General features: G+C 71.1%; 18 protein-coding genes. 7 read left to right on the forward strand and 11 right to left on the reverse strand.

Translation table 11 applies throughout. From position 1 onward, the window contains the following. The first annotated feature begins 70 nt into the window (after positions 1-70). On the forward strand, positions 71-2,209 hold the full coding sequence (locus WME97_RS15735) for a DUF2169 domain-containing protein (RefSeq protein WP_437552727.1): 2,139 nt from the start codon (positions 71-73) through the stop codon (positions 2,207-2,209). Positions 2,210-2,288: 79 nt separating this feature from the next. After that, complete coding sequence (locus tag WME97_RS15740) at positions 2,289-3,749, forward strand: serine/threonine-protein kinase (RefSeq protein ID WP_437552728.1); 1,461 nt, start codon at positions 2,289-2,291, stop codon at positions 3,747-3,749. Between the two features lie 24 nt (positions 3,750-3,773). Here WME97_RS15740 and WME97_RS15745 read toward each other — a convergent pair whose 3' ends face one another. Next, a complete protein-coding gene (locus WME97_RS15745; RefSeq protein WP_437552729.1) occupies positions 3,774-4,727 on the reverse strand; it encodes a WD40/YVTN/BNR-like repeat-containing protein in 954 nt (317 codons plus the stop codon). 1,123 nt (positions 4,728-5,850) lie between these two features. After that, a complete protein-coding gene (locus tag WME97_RS15750) occupies positions 5,851-6,168 on the reverse strand; it encodes a hypothetical protein (protein WP_437555711.1) in 318 nt (105 codons plus the stop codon). Here WME97_RS15750 and WME97_RS15755 point away from each other — a divergent pair. Beyond that, the gene (locus WME97_RS15755; RefSeq protein WP_437555398.1) at positions 6,089-6,754 is read left to right on the forward strand and encodes a glycoside hydrolase family 11 protein; all 666 of its coding nucleotides are present in this window, start codon (positions 6,089-6,091) and stop codon (positions 6,752-6,754) included. The two genes, WME97_RS15750 and WME97_RS15755, sit on opposite strands and share 80 nt — an antisense overlap. 51 nt (positions 6,755-6,805) lie before the next feature. On the opposite strand, the gene WME97_RS15760 is transcribed toward WME97_RS15755, so the two are convergent. Next, the gene (locus WME97_RS15760; RefSeq protein ID WP_437552730.1) at positions 6,806-7,615 is read right to left on the reverse strand and encodes a fumarylacetoacetate hydrolase family protein; all 810 of its coding nucleotides are present in this window, start codon (positions 7,613-7,615) and stop codon (positions 6,806-6,808) included. Positions 7,616-7,749: 134 nt separating this feature from the next. After that, positions 7,750-8,334, reverse strand: a complete 585-nt coding sequence (locus WME97_RS15765; RefSeq protein WP_437552731.1) for a class I SAM-dependent methyltransferase — start codon at positions 8,332-8,334, stop codon at positions 7,750-7,752. A 168-nt stretch (positions 8,335-8,502) separates the two neighbouring features. Here WME97_RS15765 and WME97_RS15770 point away from each other — a divergent pair, with 168 nt between their 5' ends. Further along, positions 8,503-9,171, forward strand: coding sequence for a DUF2293 domain-containing protein (locus tag WME97_RS15770; protein WP_437552732.1), 669 nt, complete (start codon positions 8,503-8,505; stop codon positions 9,169-9,171). A 27-nt stretch (positions 9,172-9,198) separates the two neighbouring features. On the opposite strand, the gene WME97_RS15775 is transcribed toward WME97_RS15770, so the two are convergent. Continuing rightward, the gene (locus WME97_RS15775) at positions 9,199-9,822 is read right to left on the reverse strand and encodes an HAD family hydrolase (protein WP_437552733.1); all 624 of its coding nucleotides are present in this window, start codon (positions 9,820-9,822) and stop codon (positions 9,199-9,201) included. A 331-nt stretch (positions 9,823-10,153) separates the two neighbouring features. On the opposite strand from WME97_RS15775, the gene WME97_RS15780 reads away from it, so the two are divergent. Next, entirely contained in the window at positions 10,154-11,353 is a 1,200-nt protein-coding gene (locus tag WME97_RS15780) for a vWA domain-containing protein (RefSeq protein WP_437552734.1), read from the forward strand. An 85-nt stretch (positions 11,354-11,438) separates the two neighbouring features. Here WME97_RS15780 and WME97_RS15785 read toward each other — a convergent pair whose 3' ends face one another. From WME97_RS15785 to WME97_RS15810, 6 genes are all read right to left on the reverse strand, one after another. Then, entirely contained in the window at positions 11,439-12,671 is a 1,233-nt protein-coding gene (locus WME97_RS15785; RefSeq protein ID WP_437552735.1) for an LNS2 domain-containing protein, read from the reverse strand. An 18-nt stretch (positions 12,672-12,689) separates the two neighbouring features. Continuing rightward, positions 12,690-13,868 (reverse strand): acyl-CoA dehydrogenase family protein, encoded by a 1,179-nt coding sequence (locus WME97_RS15790; RefSeq protein ID WP_437552736.1) that lies wholly within the window; start codon positions 13,866-13,868, stop codon positions 12,690-12,692. A 117-nt stretch (positions 13,869-13,985) separates the two neighbouring features. Next, entirely contained in the window at positions 13,986-15,440 is a 1,455-nt protein-coding gene (locus tag WME97_RS15795; RefSeq protein ID WP_437552737.1) for a serpin family protein, read from the reverse strand. Positions 15,441-15,549: 109 nt separating this feature from the next. Then, on the reverse strand, positions 15,550-16,347 hold the full coding sequence (locus tag WME97_RS15800) for a hypothetical protein (protein WP_437552738.1): 798 nt from the start codon (positions 16,345-16,347) through the stop codon (positions 15,550-15,552). Positions 16,348-16,688: 341 nt separating this feature from the next. Then, positions 16,689-17,396, reverse strand: a complete 708-nt coding sequence (locus tag WME97_RS15805; RefSeq protein ID WP_437552739.1) for a hypothetical protein — start codon at positions 17,394-17,396, stop codon at positions 16,689-16,691. A 149-nt stretch (positions 17,397-17,545) separates the two neighbouring features. Next, the gene (locus WME97_RS15810; RefSeq protein WP_437552740.1) at positions 17,546-19,228 is read right to left on the reverse strand and encodes an aminotransferase class I/II-fold pyridoxal phosphate-dependent enzyme; all 1,683 of its coding nucleotides are present in this window, start codon (positions 19,226-19,228) and stop codon (positions 17,546-17,548) included. A 394-nt stretch (positions 19,229-19,622) separates the two neighbouring features. On the opposite strand from WME97_RS15810, the gene WME97_RS15815 reads away from it, so the two are divergent. Together WME97_RS15815 and WME97_RS15820 are read left to right on the forward strand one after the other, a co-directional pair. Further along, on the forward strand, positions 19,623-20,984 hold the full coding sequence (locus WME97_RS15815) for a sigma-54-dependent transcriptional regulator (RefSeq protein WP_437552741.1): 1,362 nt from the start codon (positions 19,623-19,625) through the stop codon (positions 20,982-20,984). Positions 20,985-21,079: 95 nt separating this feature from the next. Continuing rightward, on the forward strand, positions 21,080-22,399 hold the full coding sequence (locus tag WME97_RS15820; RefSeq protein ID WP_437552742.1) for a PhoH family protein: 1,320 nt from the start codon (positions 21,080-21,082) through the stop codon (positions 22,397-22,399). Positions 22,400-22,509: the final 110 nt, after the last annotated feature.

Here is a 22,509-nt window from a genome sequence, read left to right on the forward strand (position 1 = left end):
ACGCGATGTTCACGTTGCGCGGGTTCAATGGTCGCCGAGCGATGCTTGACGCGATGCGAACCATGGCGAGGTGCTTCTGCAGAAGGACGCGGTCGTGAGCGCGCTGCCGCCCGACGCCGTGACGTCGCTCCCGGGCGCCGAGGCCGCCGCCGTCTCGTGGCGCACGCAGGGCCAGCGCTACATCACGATCATCGTCAAGGCGAGCTTCGCGTTCACGCCCGGCGCGGCCATGTGGCGGACGGAGCCGCAGGAGATCCTCCGCGCCGAGGTCCATCACGGCAAGAACCCCGCGCGGAGCGTGCGGTTCACCGGCGACCTCGCGCCCTACCTGGGCCGCGCGGACGTGCTCTTCACGGGCGACGCCCACGCCCCCGAGGGGGCGCATGTCGAGTGCTTGCCGGTGCGGCTCGCCGTCTTCGGCGCGGGCGGCTGCGCGCTCGACAAACGCCTCCTCGTCCGCGACAAGAAGCCGTTCCAGCGGATGCCCCTCGTGTACGAGAAGGCAGCGCGCGGCGCGAACGGGTGGGAGAACCCCTTCGGCATCGACGCGAGCGACGGTGAGGCCAGGGTCCTCGATCCCCAGGACCCCGCGCGGCCCGCGGGGCTCGGCCCGATCGCGCGGGCCTGGCCCGTGCGCAAGCGGCTTCTCGGCAAGACCCGGCGCGAGACGCTCGAGGGGCCGAACGCGGAGATCCCCGCTGGATTCGACTGGTCGTACTTCCAGGCGGCGCCCCCGGACCAGCGGATCGACTATCTGCGCGGCGACGAGTGGATCGTGCTCGAGAACCTGCACCCGGCCGCTCGCCGGCTGGAGATGCGCCTGCCCCGAGCGCGCGGCGTGGCGCGGATTCACGGGCTCGCCGCGCCTCCTGCGACAGGGGGCGACGTCATCGAGCTCAACGCGGACACGCTCAGGATCGACGGCGCCGAGCAGCGCTGCACGGTCGTGTGGCGTCAGATCGTCCCCGTACCCGACGGCCACGCCCTCGCGGCCGTGCGGATCGCCGCCGGCGTCGCGGTCGACGGCGAGGAGCTCGCGTGGCCCGACCTGCGGCCCGGGCGGGCCTCCGCCCCCGCGGGAGCGGCTCCAGGTGCGCTCCCGATCGGCCCGCGAGGGACCGTGCACATCGAGGACGCGCCCGGTCAGGCGCGCCAGCGGGACGGGGATCCGGGGCGCACCATCCACCTCTCGGACGACGAGATCGAGCTCATCGACCTGATCCAGCGCCCGTCGCCGCTGCAGACGGTCGCGCTCTCCGACGAGCAGGGCGAGGCGGCGGTGCGCGCGCCGGCGCTTCCGTTCGCGCCCGCGCCGGGATCGGCGCGGCAGGGCCGGCCCGAGCCAGCGCGACCGCAGATCGATGCCGTCGCGAGCGCGACGCTCGTGCTGTCGAGCGAGGAGGAGGTGCGCGTCGGCGAGCGGCCCGCGATCCCGTTCTTCTTCGACCCGGGGCCGGCCCCGCGCGTCGAGCTCAGGGCGCCGATCCCCGGCGCGCCCTGGTCTGGCGCGCTCGCTTCACCGGCGCCCGGCCCGCCCATGGGGCTCGCGACCCTCGCGCTGGAGGATGCTCCGCCGCCGCCCGCCGAGGTGGTGCCGCCGCCCGTCGAGTCTTCGTCTTACGCCGCCCCGGCCTCGGGCGTCCTCGCGCGCGAGCCCGAGCGACCCGCCGCGTCCCGCTTCTTTCACGTCCTCCGGCGCGAGGGCGAATCGCCCTCCGGGTCGCTCCCGCCGCTCGGCGACGGCGACGAGGTGAGCCTCGAGCGGTGCGCCATCGTCACGGCGGAGCTCGCCGAGAAGCCGGTCCCCCGCGCCGACGTGCTCAGGGCGCACGGCCTGTCGGAGGCGCGCTGGGCAGAGGCCGAGCGGCGGTGGCGGGAGTCGATGGCAGAAGAGGCCAGGCGCCGCGAGCGGGCGCTCCGCGACAGGTTCGACGCGGCCTACGTCGGCGCGTGGGAAGCCGTCTGTGGCCCGCTGCATGCGGCCGACTATGCCCGGCTCCTCGTCGCGACCGAGCGCAGCGGTGGCGCCGCGGCGCTCGGCGACCGCGCGATCCGACGCACCGTGTGGGTGCGCATGAAGCGGCTCTGGGCCAGGCGGCTCGCCGACGATCCGCGCCTCAGGGCCCGCGTCGAGGCCGAGATCGCGAGGCTGCGCGAGGCGCCCCGCCAGCGCGCGCAGGCCGGCGCACCCGCGGCGTACGCCGTCTGATCCGCGTCGCGCGCCGTGCCCCTTGACCGCGGCGCCCGGGGTTCCGAACATCATCGCTGGTGCAAGCGATGGTCCGTTCATGATCGACGCGTCGACGCTGGGCAAGGAGCTCGCGGGCCGGTACAGCGTGGAGGGGCTGCTCGGCGTGGGCTCGATGGGCGCCGTCTTCCGCGCGCGCCACCTCGCGCTCGCGCGGGTCGTCGCGATCAAGGTGCTCACCGGGCACACGGATCCGCACGCCGGGGAGCGGATGCTGCGCGAGGCGCGCATCTCGGCGCTCATCAAGTCGCCGCACGTGGTGAGCTGCTACGACTTCGGCTTCCTCTCGAGCCGATCGCCGTTCATGGTGATGGAGTACGTGGGCGGCCCGTCGCTGGCCGCGCGGCTCCAGGATGGGCCGCTGCCGCTCGACGATCTGCGGCGCTACATGCTCCATGCGGCGCGGGGGATGGCCGCCGCGACCGAGCTCGGCGTGATGCACCGCGACCTGAAGCCGTCGAACATGCTGATCGCGCCGTCAGGGGAGCTGAAGGTCGCCGACTTCGGCCTCGCGCGCCTGACCGCCACGACGGGGCCCTCGGCGCTCCGGGAGCAGCCCCTCACCGCGATGGGCACCGTGCTGGGGACGCCGTTTTACATGGCGCCCGAGCAGGCGTGGAGCCCGCAGGAGAGCGACACGCGCGCGGACATCTACAGCTATGGCGCGTCGTTTTACCACGCGGCCACGGGTCAGCGGCCGTTCGAGGAGCAGGAGCTCCTGCCGCTCCTGCTCGCGCACCGGCAGGACATCCCGGCCCGGCCGCGGGCGCTCCGTCCCGAGCTCGACGAGGACGTGCAGGCCGTCCTGGAGCGCTGCCTGGCCAAGGACCCGAAGGACCGCTTCCAGTCCTTCGACGAGATCGACGCCGCCCTCGTGGGCGCCCAGAGCACCCGCTGGGGGGACCCGCACGACCTGACGCTCCGCGTGTACATGGAGCAGTACACGCGCTTCCGGCCCGCCCTCCTGTCGGGTGGCGCTGCCGGGCTGGTCACGGCCTTCCAGTTCCACGGGGACAGGACGCTCTCGATCGTGCGCGCGAACATCGCAGGCGTGTCGGCCGACGCGCTCGTGAGCGCGGACGACGGGCAGCTCACCATGTCGGGCGGCGTGGCGCTCGCCCTGAACCACGCGAGCGGCGGCGTGTGCCACATGGAGACGCGCAAGTACGTTCCCGTGCGGCACGGCGGGGTGGTGGTCAGCTCCGGTGGCAGGTTGAACGCGCGGTTCGTGTTCCACGCGATCACGCTCGACTGGGATCACGTGGCGACCTACAGGCCGACGCGCGATCTCATCCTGCGGCTCCTGGAAGGGTGCTTCTATCACGCGGACACGATGAAGCTCCGGAGCATGGCGCTGCCGCTGCTCGGGGCGGGGCGAGCGGGCTTCTCGCCCGCCGAGTGCCTCGACACGATGGTCGAGTTCCTCGTGAAGGCGATGCTCCTCGGCGGGACAGGGCTGTCGCACGTGACGATCGTGCTCCGGGAGGGCGCTGGGCTCTGAGCGAGCGCCTTCCTCCGCGTGACGTCACGGCGCTGGCAATGCCACGATCCGTGCGCCGTCTCCGACGAGCAACAGGCGCGTCGGCGAGCCGGCGACGGCTTCGAAGCCGCCATGGATCCCTTCGGGCAACGGCACCTCGCTCCACGTCGCGCCGTCCGCCGAGGCGATGACGTCGCCGTAGGCGCTGATGGCGACGAAGCGCGTTCCGGTCCAGGTCACGGCGGTGAGCGTGTCGGTGACGCCGGTGGTCTGTGGCGACCACGCCAGGCCGTCGGGTGACGTGAAGGCGGAGCCCTGGCTGCCGACGGCGACGAGCCGTTCGCCTGACCAGGCGATGGAGACCAGGTCGAGCGTCGTGCCGGAGCTTGCGGGGCTCCAGGTGATGGCGTCGGGAGAGGTCGTGACCAGGCCACCCTGTCCGACGGCGACGAGCGTGCTGCCGGTCCATGCGAGATCGCGCCAGTCGTCGGCCGCGGCGCCGGGGTGGTGCCGCTGCCACGTCGCGCCGTCGGCGGACTCGTACACGGCGCTGTCGCAGGTCGAGGCGAACCTGCTGCCGGTCCAGACCACGCCGCTACACAGCGTTGTGACGCCGACCGACATGCGGTCGCTCCAGGTCAGCAGATCGGAGGAAGCGAGCAGGTAGGCCTGGCCGCTCACGACATAGCGAGCGCCGGAGGTGGCGATGTCGCGGCCGCTGTCGTTGGGATCGCCGGTGAACACGTGCTCCCAGCGGAGGCCGTCGCTCGACGTCGATACCACGCCGGCCTCTCCAACCGCCACGAAGCGATCGTCGAGCCACGCCACGCCCCGGTAGCGCATGCCGAACGATTCCGCACTCCAGGTCACGCCGTCCCGCGAGCTGAGCACGAGGCCCTGATCGCCCACGGCCACGAAGCGATCGTCGAGCCACTCGACGTCGTACAGGCTGAGCGCGGGCGGCGGGCGCTCGAGTTTGCTCGACCCAGGTCGCGGCATCGCTCGAGGTGAAGACCGCGCCCGACCCACCGACGGCCACGTACGTCGTGCCCGTCCAGAGCAACGCATAGGCTTCGTTCGGCAGGTGCACACCGGCCGGTTCGAAGTCCGTGCCGTCGATCGAGGTATGAACGTCGCTGAAGCCGCTGATCGCGACGAAGCGCCGGCCATCCCAGATCACGTCGTTCAAATGGCCAAAGAACGAGGAGCCGTGTGGCCGCCAGTCCTCGCCGTCGCTCGATCGCAGCATCTCGCTGCGTTCGCCCACCGCCAGAAATACCGAATCGCTGCGCGCCACGCCGTACAGCGCGTCCGGCTTTCCCTGTTGCACGACGCCGGCGGCGCCCGCGGACGTCGATGCGCCGCTTCCCCCGATCCCGCCCGAACCCGCGGCCCCACCGATGCCGAGCGTCGGCCCGTCGTCGCCGCCGCATCCGACCAGCGCGACTCCGAGCGCGAGCACGCTCGCCGTGCAAAGCAAGTTACGAGCTCCCATGCCGCGCAGGCTAACAGGCGGGTCAGACGCCGTGTCAACCGGCGCTCGCCCCGTGACTCCCCACTGCAGGCTCCGGACGCCGACTCGCCTCGGGCTAACCCATCGGATCCACGAAAACTTCGAGGGCCGGCCGCATGGGTCGATTGTGGAGGTATCGTCGATTTTTCAGGACAGTGAACGAATCAGGGCTCGATGATGGCTTCGATGAACGATGACCCACGCACGCCGCGCGACTGTGATCTTGCAAAATCTTGCGTGACACCGCTTGGCAAAGCGGCCACGATGAAGGAAGGACCCTTGACTTTCGCCTCATGGTCGTAAGAGTATTCCAAGCCCCCTTGCTCTTGCTTTCTCCGTGGGATGCCCGGCCCCACCGCACGGCGTATTCGTGTGTGGGCGTCTGTTTGATGAACGTCGTGAACGTAGGCATGTAGTCGGCGCAGGCTCGCAGGTGCATTCGTGATCGCCAGGATCATGAGCGCGCTGGCCGGAAATCTTGAATTTTAACCAATGATTCGAGGGGCACGCAGGCGTCTCGATGGTTCATCAATTCATCTCGAGCAGAGGCCTGCGGCTTCGCCTGTCCATCATGGAGAACCCTACAATGCGCGTCGCTCCCTTGCTTGGCTACCTATTCGCTTCGGTCGCATGCAGCCTGCTGGCGTGCAACCCCGAGCGCATCGTGGGCGAGGACCTCGAAGTCCTGGACTCCTCGTCGAGCATCTCGTCGTCGTCGAGCAGCAGCTCGAGCTCGTCGTCGAGCAGCAGCTCCGGGATGGGCGGCGGCGGGGCCGGCGGGGGCTCGTCGTCGAGCGGCAGCTCCGGGACGGGCGGCGGCGGGGCCGGCGGGGGCTCGTCGTCGAGCATCAGCTCGGGGACGGGCGGCGGCGGGGCCGGCGGGGAGGGTGGGGCCGGCGGGGCCGGCGGCGCACCCGACACGTGCACGACCTCCGAACAGTCGGTCTGCAGCAATCAAACCGGGGACCACTGCGGCTTCTACCATCAACTCTGGATGGACCGGGGGACCGGCTGCCTGACCAGCACCGCGGATGGCTTCAGCGTGGAATGGAGCGACATCAACAATTTGCTGGGCCGTAAAGGCCTGAGGCCCGGGTCGGGGAACCAGATCGTGACCTACGAGGCTGACTTTCAGCCAAACGGCAACGCCTACCTGGGTGTCTATGGATGGACGAAGAAGCCGGACGTCGAATACTATATCGTCGATGGCTGGGGCACCTGGCGCCCCCCTGGCGGTACAAGAACCATGGGCACCGTCACGAGCGACGGAGGCGTCTATGACATCTACAGAATCGATCGATCCGATGTGATTGGGATCGATGGCGTCAATGCCCCTCCCCAGTTCTGGAGCGTTCGCACGCAGAAGCGCACGAGCGGAACCATCACCGTCGCCAACCACTTCGACGCATGGCAGAGTCTGGGGATGAACATGGGGACCTTGAGCGAGGTCTCGATGTTCGTGGAAGGATATCAGAGCAGCGGAAGGGCTGATGTCAGCTTGTCCATGAGATGAGCGCCGGGGTTGGAGCCTCGATCCCTGCCCGCCCCCGGGCCGCTCGCCGAGCTAGCGCCCGTTCGCGCCGTCTCCCCGCGCGGCCACGGACACCCGCAGCGCGCCGATCCCGCGCGCCTCGGCCGTGGCGCCGGCGATGTCGATCACGAGCTCGTCGCCGGACACGATCGGCCCCACGCCCTGGGGCGTCCCGGTCGCGATGATGTCGCCAGGCTCCAGGGTCATCACCCGGCTGATGTACGCGACCAGCTCGGCCACTCCCCAGATCATCTGCGCCGTCATCCCGTCCTGCCGCACCTGCGAGTTCACGACTGCCCGCACGCGGAGCGCTGCGGGATCGAGCGCCGTCTCGATCCACGGCCCCACGGGGCAGAACGTGTCGAACCCCTTGCCCCGCGTGAATTGCACGTCCTTCCGTTGCAGATCCCGCGCGGTGATGTCGCCCACGCAGGTGTACCCGAGCACGTGATCCAGCGCCTCCTCCGGCCGCACGGCCCGGGCGCGGCGGCCGATGACCACGCCGAGCTCCGCCTCGTGCTCGACCCGCTGGCTCTCCGGAGGGAGCACGATGGACTGGCCAGGACCGATGAGCGCCGACGGCGGCTTGAGGAAGAGGAGCGGCTCGACCGGGACGTCGTTGCCCAGCTCCTGCGCGTGCGCGGCGTAATTGCGCCCCACACACACGATCTTCGTGGGGACCACGGGGCAGGCGAGGTCGATGTCGGTCCACGCCACGGCCTCCCCCGTGGTCTTGCCGCCGAGCCAGGGCGGAGCGTCCAGGACGAGCGCGGCTGCGCCGTCGAGGCGGGCGAAGAAGGCTGGGCGATCCTGATCGGGAGGCGCGAGGCGAGCGAAGCGCATGGCGCGAGCAAAGCGCGATCTTCGCGTCGCGGCAAGCCTCGGGACCCACGCACCGCGACGTGCGAGCGCCGGGCGCCCGCCAGCGCGGAGCTCGTGCGTCATGGTCGTCGCGCGACGTCGGCGGCGGGCCGCCGTCACGGAGGAGGCGCCGCGACGCCCCGGCGTCGCGCGACGAGGCGAGCCTCGTGATGCCCTTCCTCGAGCCACCCTTCCTCGTAACGGACCACCTCGAGCGCCTCGCCGAGGAGCCCCGGCAGCTCGCCGTCCTCGAGCAGCCAGCGCGCGCTCGGGTGCGCGTGCCGCAGCAGGTTCGACCGCGTCGGGTGCACGACGACGAGGTGGCCGCCCGGAGCGAGCTCCGCCGCGCAGGCCGCGAGCCTGCGCTCGAGGAAGTAGAAGATCACGAGGAGGTCCCACGGTCCGGCAGGGAGCGGATCGCGCTCCACGTCGAGCGCCACCGTGCGCAGCGCGAGCCCTTCTCTCGCCGCGGCGGTCCGCGCGATGCCGAGCCCGACCTCCGAGATGTCGGCCAGCGTCACGTCGAGCCCGCGCCGCGCGAGCCACAGGGCGTGACGACCCGCGCCGCCCGCCAGGTCGAGCGCGCGCCCGCGCCGGGGCAGGAGCGGATCGAGCGCCGTGAGCACGCCGGACGGCTCCCCCGGATCGCCGCCGCCCTCGCGGTAGCGGGCGTCCCACCTCGTGCGATCGTCGTCCGACACGCTGTCCTCCTGTCCTGTTGGCCGCGCCGGGGCGAACACCGGCGAGCGCCCCTCGCTGGCGCGGAGCGTACCATCCTCCAGCGGGGTCGCTCCGGCGCGGGGCGACGGCGCCGGCCGGCGTCTTCTGGACGCGCGGCATGACCTGGCCTAGCACGCCGGCGGTTTGCCATGCACGAGTGCCTGACCCTGGCCCCGACCCCGGATCCTCGCCGCTTCCGCGCGCCCGACGGCGCGCTGCTCTCGCCGCCCGAAGGCTGGGCGTGCCTGCCTCCGGGCGACGCCGGGCTCACCCGCCGGGTGAAGCTCGCGGGCCCGTCCTGGATGGTCGTCGAGAAGCGCGGGAGGAAGACGTTCTCCCGGGGTCTCTGGGCGCCGGCCGCCACCATCGAGGCCGCCCGCGCGGCGCTCGAGGCGGAGCGCAGCACGCCCGCGTACGCGAAGAAGCGGGAGGCGGACGCCCGGCGGAGGGAGCGCGACCAGGAAGAGTACGTGCGCGAGTTCGAGGCCGCGGTGGCCGCGTTCCTCCGGTTCTCGCCGCGCTACGCGGCGCTCGCGCGGGCGGTCGCGACCAAGGTGACGCTGCACGCCACGCCGGTCGGCAGCGGCACCGTCGCCCGCACGGAGCGGATCCCGGTCGCGCAGCGCGCCGAGTCGGCCGTGATCGCCTGGATGCGGCACCAGACCACGGCCTACGACTCGATGGCCATCCCGCGCGTGAAGGGGATGCGCCGCGAGGTGCGGCGCGAGCTCGCGCAGATCTCCCGCGCCATCCTCGATCTCCATCGCGGCGACGCGCCGCACGCGGGCGCGTCGTGCCCGCTCTGCGCGGCGCTCTGACGCGCGGGGCGGAGCAGAGCGAGCGCGCTACCCGCCGAGCAGCCCCTCGCCGACCAGCCGCGCGCGCAGCCCCGCGGCCCCGTCGAACACGTGCGCGCGCATCCCGACCGCGGCCGCCGCCTCGCAGTTCTCGGCGCGATCGTCGACGAACAGGCACTCGCCCGCGCCGATCCCGATGCGCGTCATGAGCCTATCGAAGAACTCGCGCGCCGGCTTGCGCACGCCCAGGTGATGGCTCGAATAGACCCCCTCGAACAGGACGTCGAGCGCGAACGCCTCGCGCACCTCCTCGACCCACACGGGGTAATTGCTCGCCACGAACCGGAGCGCGCGGCCCTCGAGCGACGCGACGATCTCCCGCACGCCGGGCAAGAAGCGATATCCCGCGCGGCGCACCCGGTTGAACGCGTCGAGGTCGAACGAGAACCCCTCGGCGCCTTGACGAAAGAACCGGCGAGCGAACTCGGCCTCATCGATTTCACCGATCTCGAACGCAGGCCAGCACGTGGGGTCGCGGTGCTTTGCAATCTCGGGGGGCGCGGGCGCGGCGGGCGCGGCGGGCGCGGCGGACCGGATCGCCGCGGCGAGCGCCTCCCGGTACGGGTCGTAGAGGACGGTATCCATCAGATCGAAACACACTGCGCGGACCATCAGTCGCGAACCGTAGCACCGGCGCGCGCCTGTGTGCGCACACAGGTCACACAGGCGCACAGGCGTGCGACCACACGGGTGAGTTGCGCTGAGGGCGCGCGAGCCAACGCGAGCCAGCGCGAGCCAACGCGAACAAACCCGATGTCACGAAACTGATACGAACTTTGAGAAAGCGCATCTCGCAATGCGCTGCGCGATGGCTTATACTGGGCATGGGTGGCGAGTTCTCAGGAGCGTGGTCCGGCGACGTGCCGGCTCCTGAGGTCGCGTGTGGTGGTCTGCTTTTCTACCGGCGCGCAGCGCCGGGACTTACTTAAAAAGGAGTCAGGCCATGAGATTGCCTGCGATGGGCATTGCCTTGTTCACGGTCGCCGTGGCCAGCGCGGCGTGCGGCGGCGGTGGTGACGACGAGAATCTCAATCAGAGCGGCTCGGGCGCCGGGAACAGCTCGGGTAATGGGAGCGGAGGCGACGACGGCGGCTTCGGTTCAGGGGGGGTGACCTCGGGCAGCGGCGCCGGCTCAGGCGGCCCCAGCAGCGGCGCAGGCCCTTCGACCGGGGCCGGCGAGGCGTGCGCCACGCAATCGGCCCAGGCCGGGCTCCAGCCCGTGTACCTGGCTGTCGCGTTCGACGTGTCAGGCAGCATGGGGATGAACGACAGGCCCTCGCACAGCAAGGAGCTCAAGTGGGATCCCGTCGTCGCCGCGACCAAGCAGTTCTTCAAGGATCCGGCGTCCGCGGGGCTCACCGCCTCGCTCACGTTCTTCCCCGGCGAGCGGCGGATGTGCGACGCCAGCACCTACCGCACGCCGGACGTCGAGATGACGCCGCTGCCCTCCGAGGCGTTCGGCGAGGCGATCGACGATGTCACGCCCGCGAACGACGACGACTGGGGCATGAGCACGCCGACGGCGTTCGTGGTCGACGGGACGGTCACCTTCATCAAGGCGCAGCGCCAGGAGAACCCCGGGAAGTACGCGCTCGTGCTCGTGACCGACGGCTACCCGCAGCGCTGCAGCAGAGACGCGGACAGCATCGAGGCCGTCGTCGAGCGCGTCGAGGGGGCGCGCCAGGACAACGTCCCGACCTACGTGATCGGGGTGGCGAACCCTCCGGAGGACGAGCCGGGGAACGTCGACAACCTGCGCGACATCGCGGTGGCGGGCGGCACGGGGAAGGCGTTCATCATCGAGACCGGCAACCCCGACGCGACCGCGACCGCGTTCAGGGCGGCGATCGACGAGATCCGCGGCGCCTCGGTGTCGTGCACGGTCGCGATCCCGGCCGCTCCCGACGGGCGGACGTTCGACAAGCAGCGGGTGCGCGTGACGTACACGAGCGGAGGGGGCCAGCCGAAGGCCGTCGCGTACGATCAGGAGTGCGCGAGCGCCGACGCCTGGCGCTACGACAATCCGTCGAACCCGACGCAGATCGAGCTCTGCGAGAGCGTGTGCGGCGCGATACAGTCGGATCCAGAGGCGTCCCTGGGAGTCGACTTCACCTGCGAGGACGTGATCGACATCCCGCAGTGATCGGCGGCGGGGGCGCTCCCTGATCCGGGCGCGCCCGCCGCTGACGTGGCGCGGGGCGCGCAGGCCCGCGTCGCGAGCGCTTCCCTCAGGGCGCGCAGGCGGCCTGAGGGCTGAAGAGCGCCGGGGCGAGGCCCCGGTAGTCTTCGTGGGGCACGCCGCCGCGGAGATCGCCGCCGAGCTTGTAATAGAAGCACCGCGAGGCGGGGATCCCGGCGGCCGTGTACGTCGCCACGTCGCTCGGCATGTTGCCGAAGCCGAAGGAGGGCACGATGCCCGTGCGCGCCTTGAGCCATCCGAGCTCGATCGTCTTGAACTCGGCCGCCGCGCCGCCGAACGCGCCGGTGACGCCGATGGTGGTGTGGAGGATGCCCGGCGGGAAGCCCTGCTCTCGCAGCCAGACCCTCGTGCTGCCGACGAGCCACTCGGGGCGCGCTGTCACATAGAAAAGGTAGATCCCGCTCTCGGCGAGGGCGCGCATCGCCTCCGCCGCGCCGGGGTGGGCGGCCGGCGGGCCGCCGCCGACGAGCTCGCTGACGACCGCCGCCTCGCTCGACGTGAGCGTCCCGTCGACGTCGGTCACGGCCACCTGAGCGCCGGACGGGAGGATCTCGATGAACAGATCCGCGCTCGTGGCGTCGCCGGCCACGGCGAGGTGGACGCGGTGCCGGCCGACCTCGAGGCGCCGGCCCGCGGCGAGGTCGATGTAGACGCGCCCGCCGGTGTCCGGGATCCCCTCCGTGGTCGGGTGCGGGTGGTCGTCGTCGCTCGTCCGGAAGGTGCCGAGCCGCTCCCAGGCGCCGCTGCAGCCGCGGAGCAGGTAGGCCTCGACGTCCTCGTCCTCGAGATCGTCGTCCTGCGGCCCGTAAGCGAGCTTCGCGATGGCCCACTGGGGCCCGTCGGCGCGGGCGAAGAGGTCGCGCCCGCGGTGGCGCGGCCACCCGGCCGCGACGAGGCGCGAGCGCGTGTGCCTGAACCCGCGCGGCAGGGCCGCCGGCGGCGGCGCGTCGCAGGCCGGACGGGCCGGGCAGGCGCCCGCCCGGGGCCGCGGCGGCACGGGAGCGTCAGCGTGGCGCGGGGCACCGGCGCAGGCGACGAACGAGACGGCGGCGAGGACCAGCGGGGCGAGCGGGGCGGGGCGCAACATGTCCACGTATACCGCGTTGGTCGTGGTCGTGAACGTGGTCGTGGTCGTGGTCGTGGTCGTGCGCCGGCCGACGTGAATCGTGGGAGTTGAGAGCGGCGATCTTCGGGTGACGTTCACGTTCACGATCGAGCCGTTGACGACCACGACCACGTTCACGACCACGTTCACGACCACGACGGTGATCGCTAAGGTTCAGGTCCAGAAGCCGGTCGGCTGCCCCAGGAGCGCGGCGCCGACCTGGCCGAACCAGCCCTCTGCGGCGGCGGCGTGCTGCGAGAAGGTGTGAATGTCCCGGAACCGCCGTTGGACGGGCGAGGCGTTCCGGGCGACTCCGCCTCCGCCCGCCTGATAGCAGGCGTCCACGGCCCGGGCGGTCACCTCCGTCACCCAGGCCAGTGCGCCCGAGATCCGCGGCGCCATCGCGACGGCGGCGCCAGGGTTGTTCACGCACCCGTCCCAGAGCTCGTCCCCCATGTCGCGCAGCAGGGCGCGCGCCGCGCGGACGCTCGTCTCGGCGCGGCCGAGGTTCACCTGGAACAGCGGTGAGTCCGCCAGCTGGGCGCGCGCATACAGCCGCTTCTTGCCCGAGCTCGCGAGCGTCACGACGTCGTCGAGCGCCCCCTGGGCGATCCCCACGGCCACGGCCCCCATGTGGAGCACGAAGTGCAGGACCGGCGCGACGAAGCCCGGCCCGGCCACCGACGGCTGGCCCCGGAAGATATCGAAGGTGTTCGCCTCGGGGCAGAAGGCCCCTTCCAGCGCGATATCGTGGCTCCCTGTGCCGCGCAGGCCGAGCACGGACCAGGTGTCGAGGATGCGCGCCTCGCTCGCCGGGAACAGCATGCCCCGCATCTCCGGAACCTCGCCCGCCTCGCCCGCCGGGCCCATCCGCGGGCGGCCGCCGTCCATGATCACGCAGTTCCCGAACAGCCAGCTGGCGTGCTCGCAGCCGCTCGCGAAGCTCCAGCGCCCGGTGACCCGGTAGCCGCCGTCCGTCGCGTGGGCTTCCCCCTGCGCGTTGAAGCCGCCGCCGATGATCACGTCCGGCCCGCCGGCGTAGATGGCGTCGAAGCGCTCGCGCGGCAGGAGCGCGAAGAGGTTCGGGCTCTCCGAGCCGATCATCACGGTCCAGCCGGTGGCCCCGTCCGCCCGGGCGAGCGCCTCGAGGACGTCCATCCCCGTGCGCAGATCGACCTCGTGGCCGCCGTGGCTCCTCGGCACGAACATCCGGAAGCAACCCGCCGCCTTGAGCTGGCCGAGGAGATCCGCGGGGAGGCGCCGCGCCTCCTCGATCTCCGCGCTCCGTGAGGCGATCGCGGGGGCCAGGTCACGGACGGCTTGCAGCACCTTCGCGGCGTCTTCGTTCTTCATCGCTCGCTCCTCGAGATGGGGGGTGGCGGAGCCCGTGAAGGCTCGGCAAAACGGCTCATCGTACGGCGGTTCTGGCGCTCCGCGCGGACTTTCGGCCCCCCTCCGCCGGGAGGAACGTCATCGCGGGTCGGTCACGCGGCCCATGAACAGCACGGTGCCTGTCGCGACGTCGCGGATCAGGAACACGAACGGGTGATCCGCGCGGAACACCTGGGGCAGCGCCGGGGCCGACCGTGTCGTCATGACGACCCCCGTGGCCGCGGCGGCCTCGGTCCCTTCCTCGTTGACCTCCACGAACGCCTTGTGGCGGACCTGGGAGATGAAGAGCGGCTCCGCCCTCGTGATCCCGGTGAAGTCGGCCTTCTTGTCGTCGAACGCGAGCGGCATGCCCAGCGCGCTCAGGGTCGCGGACAGCTCGAGCTCGGCGGTCATCTTGAAGCGCGGGAGCGCCACGTCGACCCGCGCCGGATGGAGCGCCTCCACGTACGCCTTGAGCTCCCCCGCTGCCAGGCGCTGCTCCACCTTCGCCAGCCCGTCGACCTGCGCGGGCAGGACGACGACCATGGCCAGCCGGCGCTCGGGGCTCTGCGCCTCGTACGCGAGCTCCAGCACCGACGCGTCAGCGGTCTTTCCAAAGCCCGCCTGGAGCGTCTTGCGCATCATCGGCACGGCCGGCGCCGTCCCGGGCTTGACCGTGAACGGCTCGTTCTTGGTGGCCTGCTTGTCGAAGGGCGTCGCCCACTTCCCCTTGAAGTAGACGGCGTTCGTGAGCACGAGCCGTGTGAGACCGGTGATGCTGCCGGCGGGCATCAGGTCCTTGATCTTCCCGTTCGTCTGCTGTTCGACCCATTGATTGATGCGCCCCCGCGCCGGCTCGCTCCCGCCCTTGAAATCGACGAGCTCGATCCCGGCCCCGTAGTGCTGCTGGGTGGTGCTCTGGAACGCGGGCTCGATCGGCAGCCCGGCCTGGCCCCACAGCCGGTTGGCGATCCGGAGCTCGGGCCCCTTGGGCCCGGTCGCCAGCGCCAGCTCCTTGAGGAGCCCGGCGAACGCGGGGTGGAGCGCCTCGGGCGGGAGGGTGAACTCGAGCGTCTTCGCCATCTGGGCCGCGGTCTCGCCGCGGGCGCCGGCGTAGGTCATGGCCAGCGCGGTCGAGATGCTCGCCGGCGAGAAGAAGAGCTTGTCTTTCGTGGCGGCGAGCTTGCCGTAGAGGCGCTGCGCGAACGCGGCGTTCGCGTCGGCGAGCGCCGTGGCCGGCGGCGGGGCCGGCTGCTCCGCGTCCGGCGGGGCGGGCTCGCTCGGCCCAGGGGCCACCGCCTCGGAGGCCGGCTTCGCGGCGGGACAGACGTGCTCCCACCGGCACGCCCCGCCCTCGGCGCGCGTGCACTGCGGGGTGCCGGTGGAGCCATCGTCGCAGACGCGGGCGATCATCGCGAGGGGGCCGCAGTCGGCGGGCTGGCACGCGGACGCGCTCGGGGACGGCGCGGCCGGCGGGACGCTTTCCCGGGCCTGACACCCGAGCCCCAGCAACGTGCACAGCGCGGTCGTGAAGAACGAGATCGGTCTGGCCATGGCGCTGCGGTACCAGCGCGCGAGGCCGGCGGGAAGCTCGACCGGAAGGAGGAAGGCGGCGAGGGCGTGTGCTCCTGCGGCGCCGGGCGTCGCCGCGCGGCGCGCGCCGTCAGAAGTTGTGGACGAACGTGAACCGGCCAGCGAGCTTGTTCCCGCCGATCTGGCTCTCCTCCTGCGTCTCGTAGCCGAGGTAAAGGAGCAGCTTGTTTCCCGTGCCGTAGTTCAGCCCGATCACGCCGCCGACCTGCAGGCTGGCGAGGCCGCTCTCGTCGACGTCCGCACCGGCGGTCAACGGGTCGTCCTCGAGCGTGACCTCGTTGAGGTCGACCGTGGCCTCGAGGTGCGGGCCGATGCCGAAGTCGTCGATGGGGTAGTAGAGCAGGAAGTCCCGCGTGTAGACGTAGTTCTGGACGCTCTCGTTGAACATGCTGGAGAACGACCCCAGGATCCACGACTCGAAGTAAACGGGCTTCGAGTCGACGAAGGTGAACAGCTGCGGGGCGACGAGCGCCGCCGGCTCCATCGTCATGAAGTTGAACGAGAAGCCCACCATCGGGTTGATGGTGACAGGGCCCATCGTGAAGGCGGGCCCGATGTCGAACTCCGCGGTTCCCAGCGTGGTGAGGTAGATGTCGCTCGAGAGGCTGATGGGGCCGACCTGGTGCGTGGCGCCGGCCCAGAGCTGGAGACCGAGGCTGTCTGCGTCGAAGCGGAACCAGCTCGGGATCGGCGCCGGCGCGGCGGGCTCCGCCGCGGGCGTCGGCGCGGCCGTCGCCCCGGCCGCGGCCGCTGCGCCCGGATCAGCCGGGGGCGGCGCGGGATCCTGAGCCCAGGCGGCCGGCGACGCGAGCAACCCCACGACGCAAGCGAGCGCCGAGCAACATCTCCGCATATCGTTCTCCATCATCGAATTGCCTCCTCTGCGCAGCATGAGGTGAAAGCAACATGAAACGTGAGAGCAACATGAAACGTGAGAGCAACATGAAACGTGAGAGCAACATGAAACGTAACGGCAGTCGGTCGACACTAACGTAATGGAGAGCGGTTAGGCAAAGCCGATGTGCACGGGAAGCCCCCGAGCGGCGCGCGCGGCGGCGTGGCCTGCCCGCGCCGGCGCACCTCGCTGGCCACAGGCGTCGATCGGGCAGGGGAGCGGCTTGAGCCGTCGGCGGCGCTCGACCGGGCGAGGGGGCCGTTCGCCGAGGGCCGGGGGCGCGCAGGGGGAGAGGGCCTGCGCCAGGTTGAGGATCACAGGGGGATGTGCTGGATGCCCGCGGCCGCCCCGAGCGACGCCAGCACGGCGGCCCCGACGAGGAGCAGCGTCATCTTCAGCAGCGTCCCCTCGATCTGGTCGGTGACGAGGCCGTCGACGCCCTGGGCGAGCTCGTCCCGCACCTTCAGCAGGTCGATGCCGCCTCCCTGGTTGGCCTCGTTGCGGAAGCGCGCCAGCGTCAGCGTCTCGATGGTCCCGAGCAGCTGCGCCTCGATCCTGCGCCGCAGGAACCCCCGCACGCCGCCCCCTGTCGGCGAGGCCTGCACCCTGTGGATCACGGCGAGGCGCAGGCGCTTCACCGCCTCGTTGAGCGGGACGCGCTCCACCGCCTGCGCCATCCGCCCGCCGCGGGCGCCCGCCTCGGCCTGCTCGGAGACGCCGAGCAGCCGCTCGAACACGGCGGTCACGAGCGTCCCGCCGAGGCGCTTCGCCCGCACGATCTGCAGGATGCCCGTGCCGAGCGCCCGCTTCCACGACAGCGTGAAGCCGATCACGGCGGAGAGCGCGAGCGCCGCGACGGCCGCCAGCCCCCCGCGCAGCGCCGAGCCGTCGGCCGCGATGGCATACGACGAGCCCGCGAGGACGAGGGCCAGGAACGACATGGCCGCGGCGGTCAGGAAGAAAGAGCGGAGCGCAGGTCCCAGCGCCCCGGCGACACCTTGCACGAACGGTCGAAGATCCATGACCGCTCAGCTGACCACGCCCGCCGCGCGGCGAAAATGCCGAACCTGGCGGGCGCGCGTCGATCACGTCGATTACGTCGAGCGCGGGGAGCGGGCCCGGAGGGCGCTCCTTCCGGCTCACCGGCTCACCGGCTCACCGGCTCACCGGCTCAGATGACGCCGAACTTCTTGCCGACCTTCTCGAACGCCTCGAGCGCGTGATCGAGGTGCTTGCGCTCGTGGGTCGCCATGTAGCTCGTGCGGAGGACCTGCTGCTTGGGCGGGACGCCGGGCGTGATGAACGGATTCACGTAGAGCGAGTAGTCGTCGAGGAGCGACTTCCACATCATCACGGTCTTGAGATCGTCGCGGATGTAGATGGGGATGACGGCCGTCTCGGTCTTGCCGAGCTCGAAGCCGAGCCGCTGCAGCTCCGTGCGCATGTACGTGAAGTTCTCGCGGAGCTTCTCCTGGCGCCAGGGCTCCTCCTGCATGACCTCGAGCGAGGCCATGGCGGCGGCCACGCAGGGCGGCGCGGCGCTCGCCGCGAAGAGGAAGCTGTAGGCGAAATGCTGAATGTAATCGAGCACCTTTCGCTCACCGACGAGCCAGCCGCCGATCGAGGCGAGCGACTTCGAGAAGGTGCCGCCGATGAGGTCGACCTCCTTCTCGAGGCCGAAGTGCGCGGCGGTGCCGCGGCCCCCCGGGCCGATGACGCCGAGCGCGTGCGCGTCGTCGACGAGGAGCCGCGCCTTGTGCTTCTTCACCACCTCGACGATCCCGGGCAGACTCGCGATCTCGCCCTGGGCGCTGAAGACGCCGTCGGTGATCACGAGGGCGCCCTCGGTGTCGGCGATCTCGGAGAGCGCGCTGTCGAGCGCGGCGGGATCGCTGTGCTTGTAGCGCACCATCCGGGCGCCGGACGCCTGCGCGAGCCGCACGCCGTCGTAGATGGATGCGTGATCGTCCTTGTCGATCATCGCGACGCTCCGCTTGTTGCTGAGCAGCGCCGAGATGGTCGCGATGTTCACCTGATAGCCCGTCGTGAACACGAGCCCCGCCTCCTTGCCGTGGAAGGCGGCGAGCTTCTGCTCGAGCTCGTTGTGGAGGCGCATCGACCCGTTCACGAGCCGCGAGCCGGTCATGCTGGTGCCGTATTTGTCGATGGCGTTCCGCGCGGCTTCCCGCACCTTCGGGTGGGTCGTCAGCCCGAGGTAGTTGTTCGAGCCGAGCATGATCACGGTCCGGCCCTCGAGCTGCGCCTCGGGGCCGTTGTTGAAGTCGAGCGGGCGGAAGAAGGGGTAGACGCCCATGGCGCGGGCGTTGTCCGCGGTCATGAACTTGTACGCCTTCTCGAACACGTCGCGCCCGCCGATCCGCGACAGCGACGTCCGCGCCGCCATCTGCGTCGCGAGCTGCTGCTCGGCCGCCGCGGCCACGTAGGTGCCGGCGCCGTTCGAGCCCGCGCCGTTCGAGCCCACGCCGTTCACGTGCGTGCGGGCGGCGGTACGCTCGCGCGGCGCGTCGCTGCTCGCCGTCTCCTCCACGACCGACAGCCCCGCGCCGCCCGCGCCGCCCGCGCCGCCCGCGGCGGGCTGGCGGGCCGCGGCGCGGGACGGCGTCGCCACGTGGACCCCGGCCTCGTCGTCGAGCGCGGGATCGATGTTCGGGAGCGCGTGCCCGTTGAGCAGGATGTCCCAGGCCTCGGCGGCCCGCTCCCGGGCGGCGCGCAGGCGGTTCTTCGCGTCCATGACCCCCGTGGCGAGCCGCATCACGCGATCGTTGCTGACGACACGGACGACCACGCCCGACGAGGTGAGCTTCTTTGCTTGGTCGACCAGACGATCCTTCATCCTCATGCCCTGGCTCCTCACGCGATCGAATTAAGGGGCGCGGTCCTGTCCGCGAAAGCCGCTCCGGCGTGCAGGATCGAGGCCTCTCGAGCCCCTGCTGGTTCCCTGCGCGTGTCGCCGCTAAAGCAGCCTGAGCGGGCCGCGTCAACTGCCACCACCGCGTCGCCCCGGCCCGCCGCGAGCGCCGCGAAGCGCCATCGCTGCGCACGCGCATTCCGCGTCGCGCAGGGGCGTTCGCGCGGTGCGCGGCGACGTTCGCAGAGCTCGCCCGCCGGGGGGCGCGCGCGCGCCGCGCTCGACTCCCAAACACCGCGGAGGACAGGCTGCGGCAGGGGCAAAGACGCAACTCGTTGCGGAGTGGTGCGCGCCGGTGTAGGAAAAGTTTTCAGGGTGTATGCGCCGTGTCCTAGTCGTTGACGACGAAGAAAACCTGCGCCTCGTGGTGCGCACCTTCCTCAAGCGGGATGGCTACGAGGTCGAGGCGGTCTCGAGCGGCGAGGAGGCGCTCGCGATGGTCGAGACGTTCGGGCCCGACGTCATCCTGACCGACGTCCGGATGCCCAGGATGGGCGGGCTCGATCTGCTGGCGACGCTGAAGGCCAAGGGCAACGAGGCCACGGTCATCGTGATGAGCGCCTACGGCAACGTCGACCTGGCGATCGAGGCGATGAAGGCGGGCGCGTACGATTACCTCCAGAAGCCGTTCAAGGCCGAGGAGGTGCTGCTCACGCTCCGCAAGGCCGAGGAGCGGGAGGCGCTCCGCCGCGAGAACCGCGTCCTGCGCCAGGAGATCCGGCGGGAGAACCTCTTCGAGGAGATCCTCGCGAAGAGCCCGCCGATGCAGGTGATCTTCAAGACGATCGCGAAGGTCGCCGACTACAAGACCACGGCGCTCATCACGGGCGAGAGCGGCGTCGGCAAGGAGCTCGTGGCCCGGGCGATCCACAGGCGGTCGGGCCGCCGCGGCGGTCCGTTCGTCGCGGTCAACTGCGGCGCCATCCCGGAGAACCTGCTGGAGAGCGAGCTCTTCGGGTACAAGCGGGGCGCGTTCACCGACGCGGTGAACGACAGGGCGGGGCTGTTCGAGCAGGCGAACCACGGCACGCTGCTGCTCGACGAGATCGGCGAGCTGCCGCTCCCGCTGCAGGTGAAGCTGCTCCGGGTGCTCCAGGAGGAGACGCTCCGCCGGCTGGGGGACAGCAAGGACATCAAGGTCGACGTCCGCATCCTCGCGGCGACCCACCGCGACCTGATGGCCGAGACGCAGGCCGGTCGGTTCCGTGAGGACCTCTTCTACCGGATCAACGTGCTCCCGATCGCGATCCCTCCGCTCCGCGAGCGGCGGGAGGACATCCCGATCCTCATGGATCACTTCCTCGCGAGGAACAACGCGCGGTTCGGCATCAACATCCGCGGCTTCGAGCCCGAGGCGAGGCGGCTGCTCCTGGAGTACCGCTGGCCGGGCAACGTGCGGGAGCTGGAGAACACCGTCGAGCGCGCCATGGTGCTCTGCGAGGGCGAGCGCATCGGCGAGGCCGACCTGCCCGAGCGGATCCGCGAGGCGCGCGATCCGATCCAGATGCAGCTGACGAGCGGCGAGCTGTCGATCAAGAAGACGTCCCGCGTCATCGAGGAGATCCTCATCCGGCGCGCGCTCCAGAAGACGAAGGGCAACCGGACCAAGGCGGCCGAGGTGCTGGAGATCAGCCACCGTGCGCTGCTCTACAAGATCAAGGACTACCGGATCGATCTCTGACGACGACGGGCCGGCTAGGACCACAACCGAGCGCGGGCGGCAGAACAGCTCTCTTGCGCCCGTCGCTTCAGGCGGCTACGTCGTCCCGCTCCCCCATGAAGAAGAATTACGTTCTCGACGCGAACGTCCTCCTCCACGATCCGCACGCGATCTTCAGGTTCGAGGACAACGACGTCATCATCCCGATCTACGCGATCGAGGAGATCGATCAGTTCAAGCGGGAGGGCTCCGAGCGCGGGCGCAACGCGAGGACGATCGCCCGGCTGCTCGACGAGGTCCGCGGCGCCGGGACGCTCGCGACCGGGGTGCTGCTCGAGAGCGGCGGAACGCTGAGGATCGCGATCCCGGAGCGGCGGCCGGAGCTGCTCGTGGGGCTGGAGTCCGGATCGCAGGACAACGCCATCCTGCAGACGGCGATCGACATCCGCGATCGGCACAAGGATCGGCCGACCATCTTCGTGACGATGGACACGAACCTCCGGATCCGCGCCGACGCGCTCGGGATCCCGGCGGAGACGTACGAGAACCAGCGGGTGCACGACCCGGCCATCGAGCAGTCGGTCGTGGAGCTCGAGGTGCCCGGCGCCGAGGTCGACGCGTTCTTCCAGAACGGCTTTCTCGCCGGCGCCAACCTCTCGGACTTGTTGCCGAATTCTGCGGTGCTGCTCCGCGACGCGGGGGCGCCGAGCCACACGGCGCTCGGCCGGTTCGACGCGGCGCGCGGGCAGATCGTCGCGCTCCGCGTCGGGCGGGAGGGGGTGATGGGGGTCCGGCCGCGCAACAAGGAGCAGGCGTTCGCGCTGGACCTCCTGCTCGACGATTCGGTCCGGCTGATCACGCTGATCGGCAAGGCCGGGACGGGCAAGACGCTCCTCGCGCTCGCGGCGGCGCTCAAGCGGACGACCGAGGACAACGCCTACAGCCGGCTGCTCGTGAGCCGGCCGATCATGCCGCTCGGGCGCGATCTGGGCTTCCTTCCGGGCGACGTGGACGAGAAGCTGAACCCGTGGATGCAGCCGATCTTCGACAACCTCGAGTTCCTGTTCTCGAACGGCGGCGCGAGGCCGGGGCGCGACGCGCGCGGCTTCGTGGAGCTCCTGGAGAGCGGGCAGATCCAGGTCGAGCCGCTGACCTACATCCGGGGGCGCAGCCTGCCGCACCAGTACCTCATCGTGGACGAGGCCCAGAACCTCACCCCGCACGAGGTGAAGACGATCATCACGCGGTGCGGCGAGGGGACCAAGATCGTGCTGACCGGCGACCCTCAGCAGATCGACAACCCGTACGTGGACCACGCGTCGAACGGCCTGCTCGTGGTGGCGGAGCGGTTCAAGCGCGAGCGCATCGCGGGTCACGTGGTGCTCGCCAAGGGCGAGCGCAGCGAGCTCGCGGAGCTCGCGGCGAACCTGCTCTGAGGCGGGCGGCACCGGGCGCGCGGCGCCCTCACGGGGCAAGGGCACACGGGGCGGGGGCGTACTTGGAAGGAGCGGCGGGCGGTGGCGCGGCGTCATCGAGCTAGGTCGGC

It is taken from the genome of Sorangium sp. So ce367, assembly GCF_051520455.1.
Lineage (GTDB): Bacteria > Myxococcota_A > Polyangia > Polyangiales > Polyangiaceae > Sorangium > Sorangium cellulosum_B.

Coding starts and splice junctions, on each gene's coding strand:
- WME97_RS15780 (WP_437552734.1), top strand. CDS start 10,154: ATGAGATTGCCTGCGATGGGCATTGCCTTGTTCACGGTCGCCGTGGCC.
- WME97_RS15795 (WP_437552737.1), bottom strand. CDS start 15,440: ATGGCCAGACCGATCTCGTTCTTCACGACCGCGCTGTGCACGTTGCTG.
- WME97_RS15740 (WP_437552728.1), top strand. CDS start 2,289: ATGATCGACGCGTCGACGCTGGGCAAGGAGCTCGCGGGCCGGTACAGC.
- WME97_RS15790 (WP_437552736.1), bottom strand. CDS start 13,868: ATGAAGAACGAAGACGCCGCGAAGGTGCTGCAAGCCGTCCGTGACCTG.
- WME97_RS15775 (WP_437552733.1), bottom strand. CDS start 9,822: ATGGTCCGCGCAGTGTGTTTCGATCTGATGGATACCGTCCTCTACGAC.
- WME97_RS15805 (WP_437552739.1), bottom strand. CDS start 17,396: ATGGATCTTCGACCGTTCGTGCAAGGTGTCGCCGGGGCGCTGGGACCT.
- WME97_RS15745 (WP_437552729.1), bottom strand. CDS start 4,727: ATGCCGCGACCTGGGTCGAGCAAACTCGAGCGCCCGCCGCCCGCGCTC.
- WME97_RS15770 (WP_437552732.1), top strand. CDS start 8,503: ATGCACGAGTGCCTGACCCTGGCCCCGACCCCGGATCCTCGCCGCTTC.
- WME97_RS15760 (WP_437552730.1), bottom strand. CDS start 7,615: ATGCGCTTCGCTCGCCTCGCGCCTCCCGATCAGGATCGCCCAGCCTTC.
- WME97_RS15815 (WP_437552741.1), top strand. CDS start 19,623: ATGCGCCGTGTCCTAGTCGTTGACGACGAAGAAAACCTGCGCCTCGTG.
- WME97_RS15820 (WP_437552742.1), top strand. CDS start 21,080: ATGAAGAAGAATTACGTTCTCGACGCGAACGTCCTCCTCCACGATCCG.
- WME97_RS15800 (WP_437552738.1), bottom strand. CDS start 16,347: ATGATGGAGAACGATATGCGGAGATGTTGCTCGGCGCTCGCTTGCGTC.
- WME97_RS15810 (WP_437552740.1), bottom strand. CDS start 19,228: ATGAAGGATCGTCTGGTCGACCAAGCAAAGAAGCTCACCTCGTCGGGC.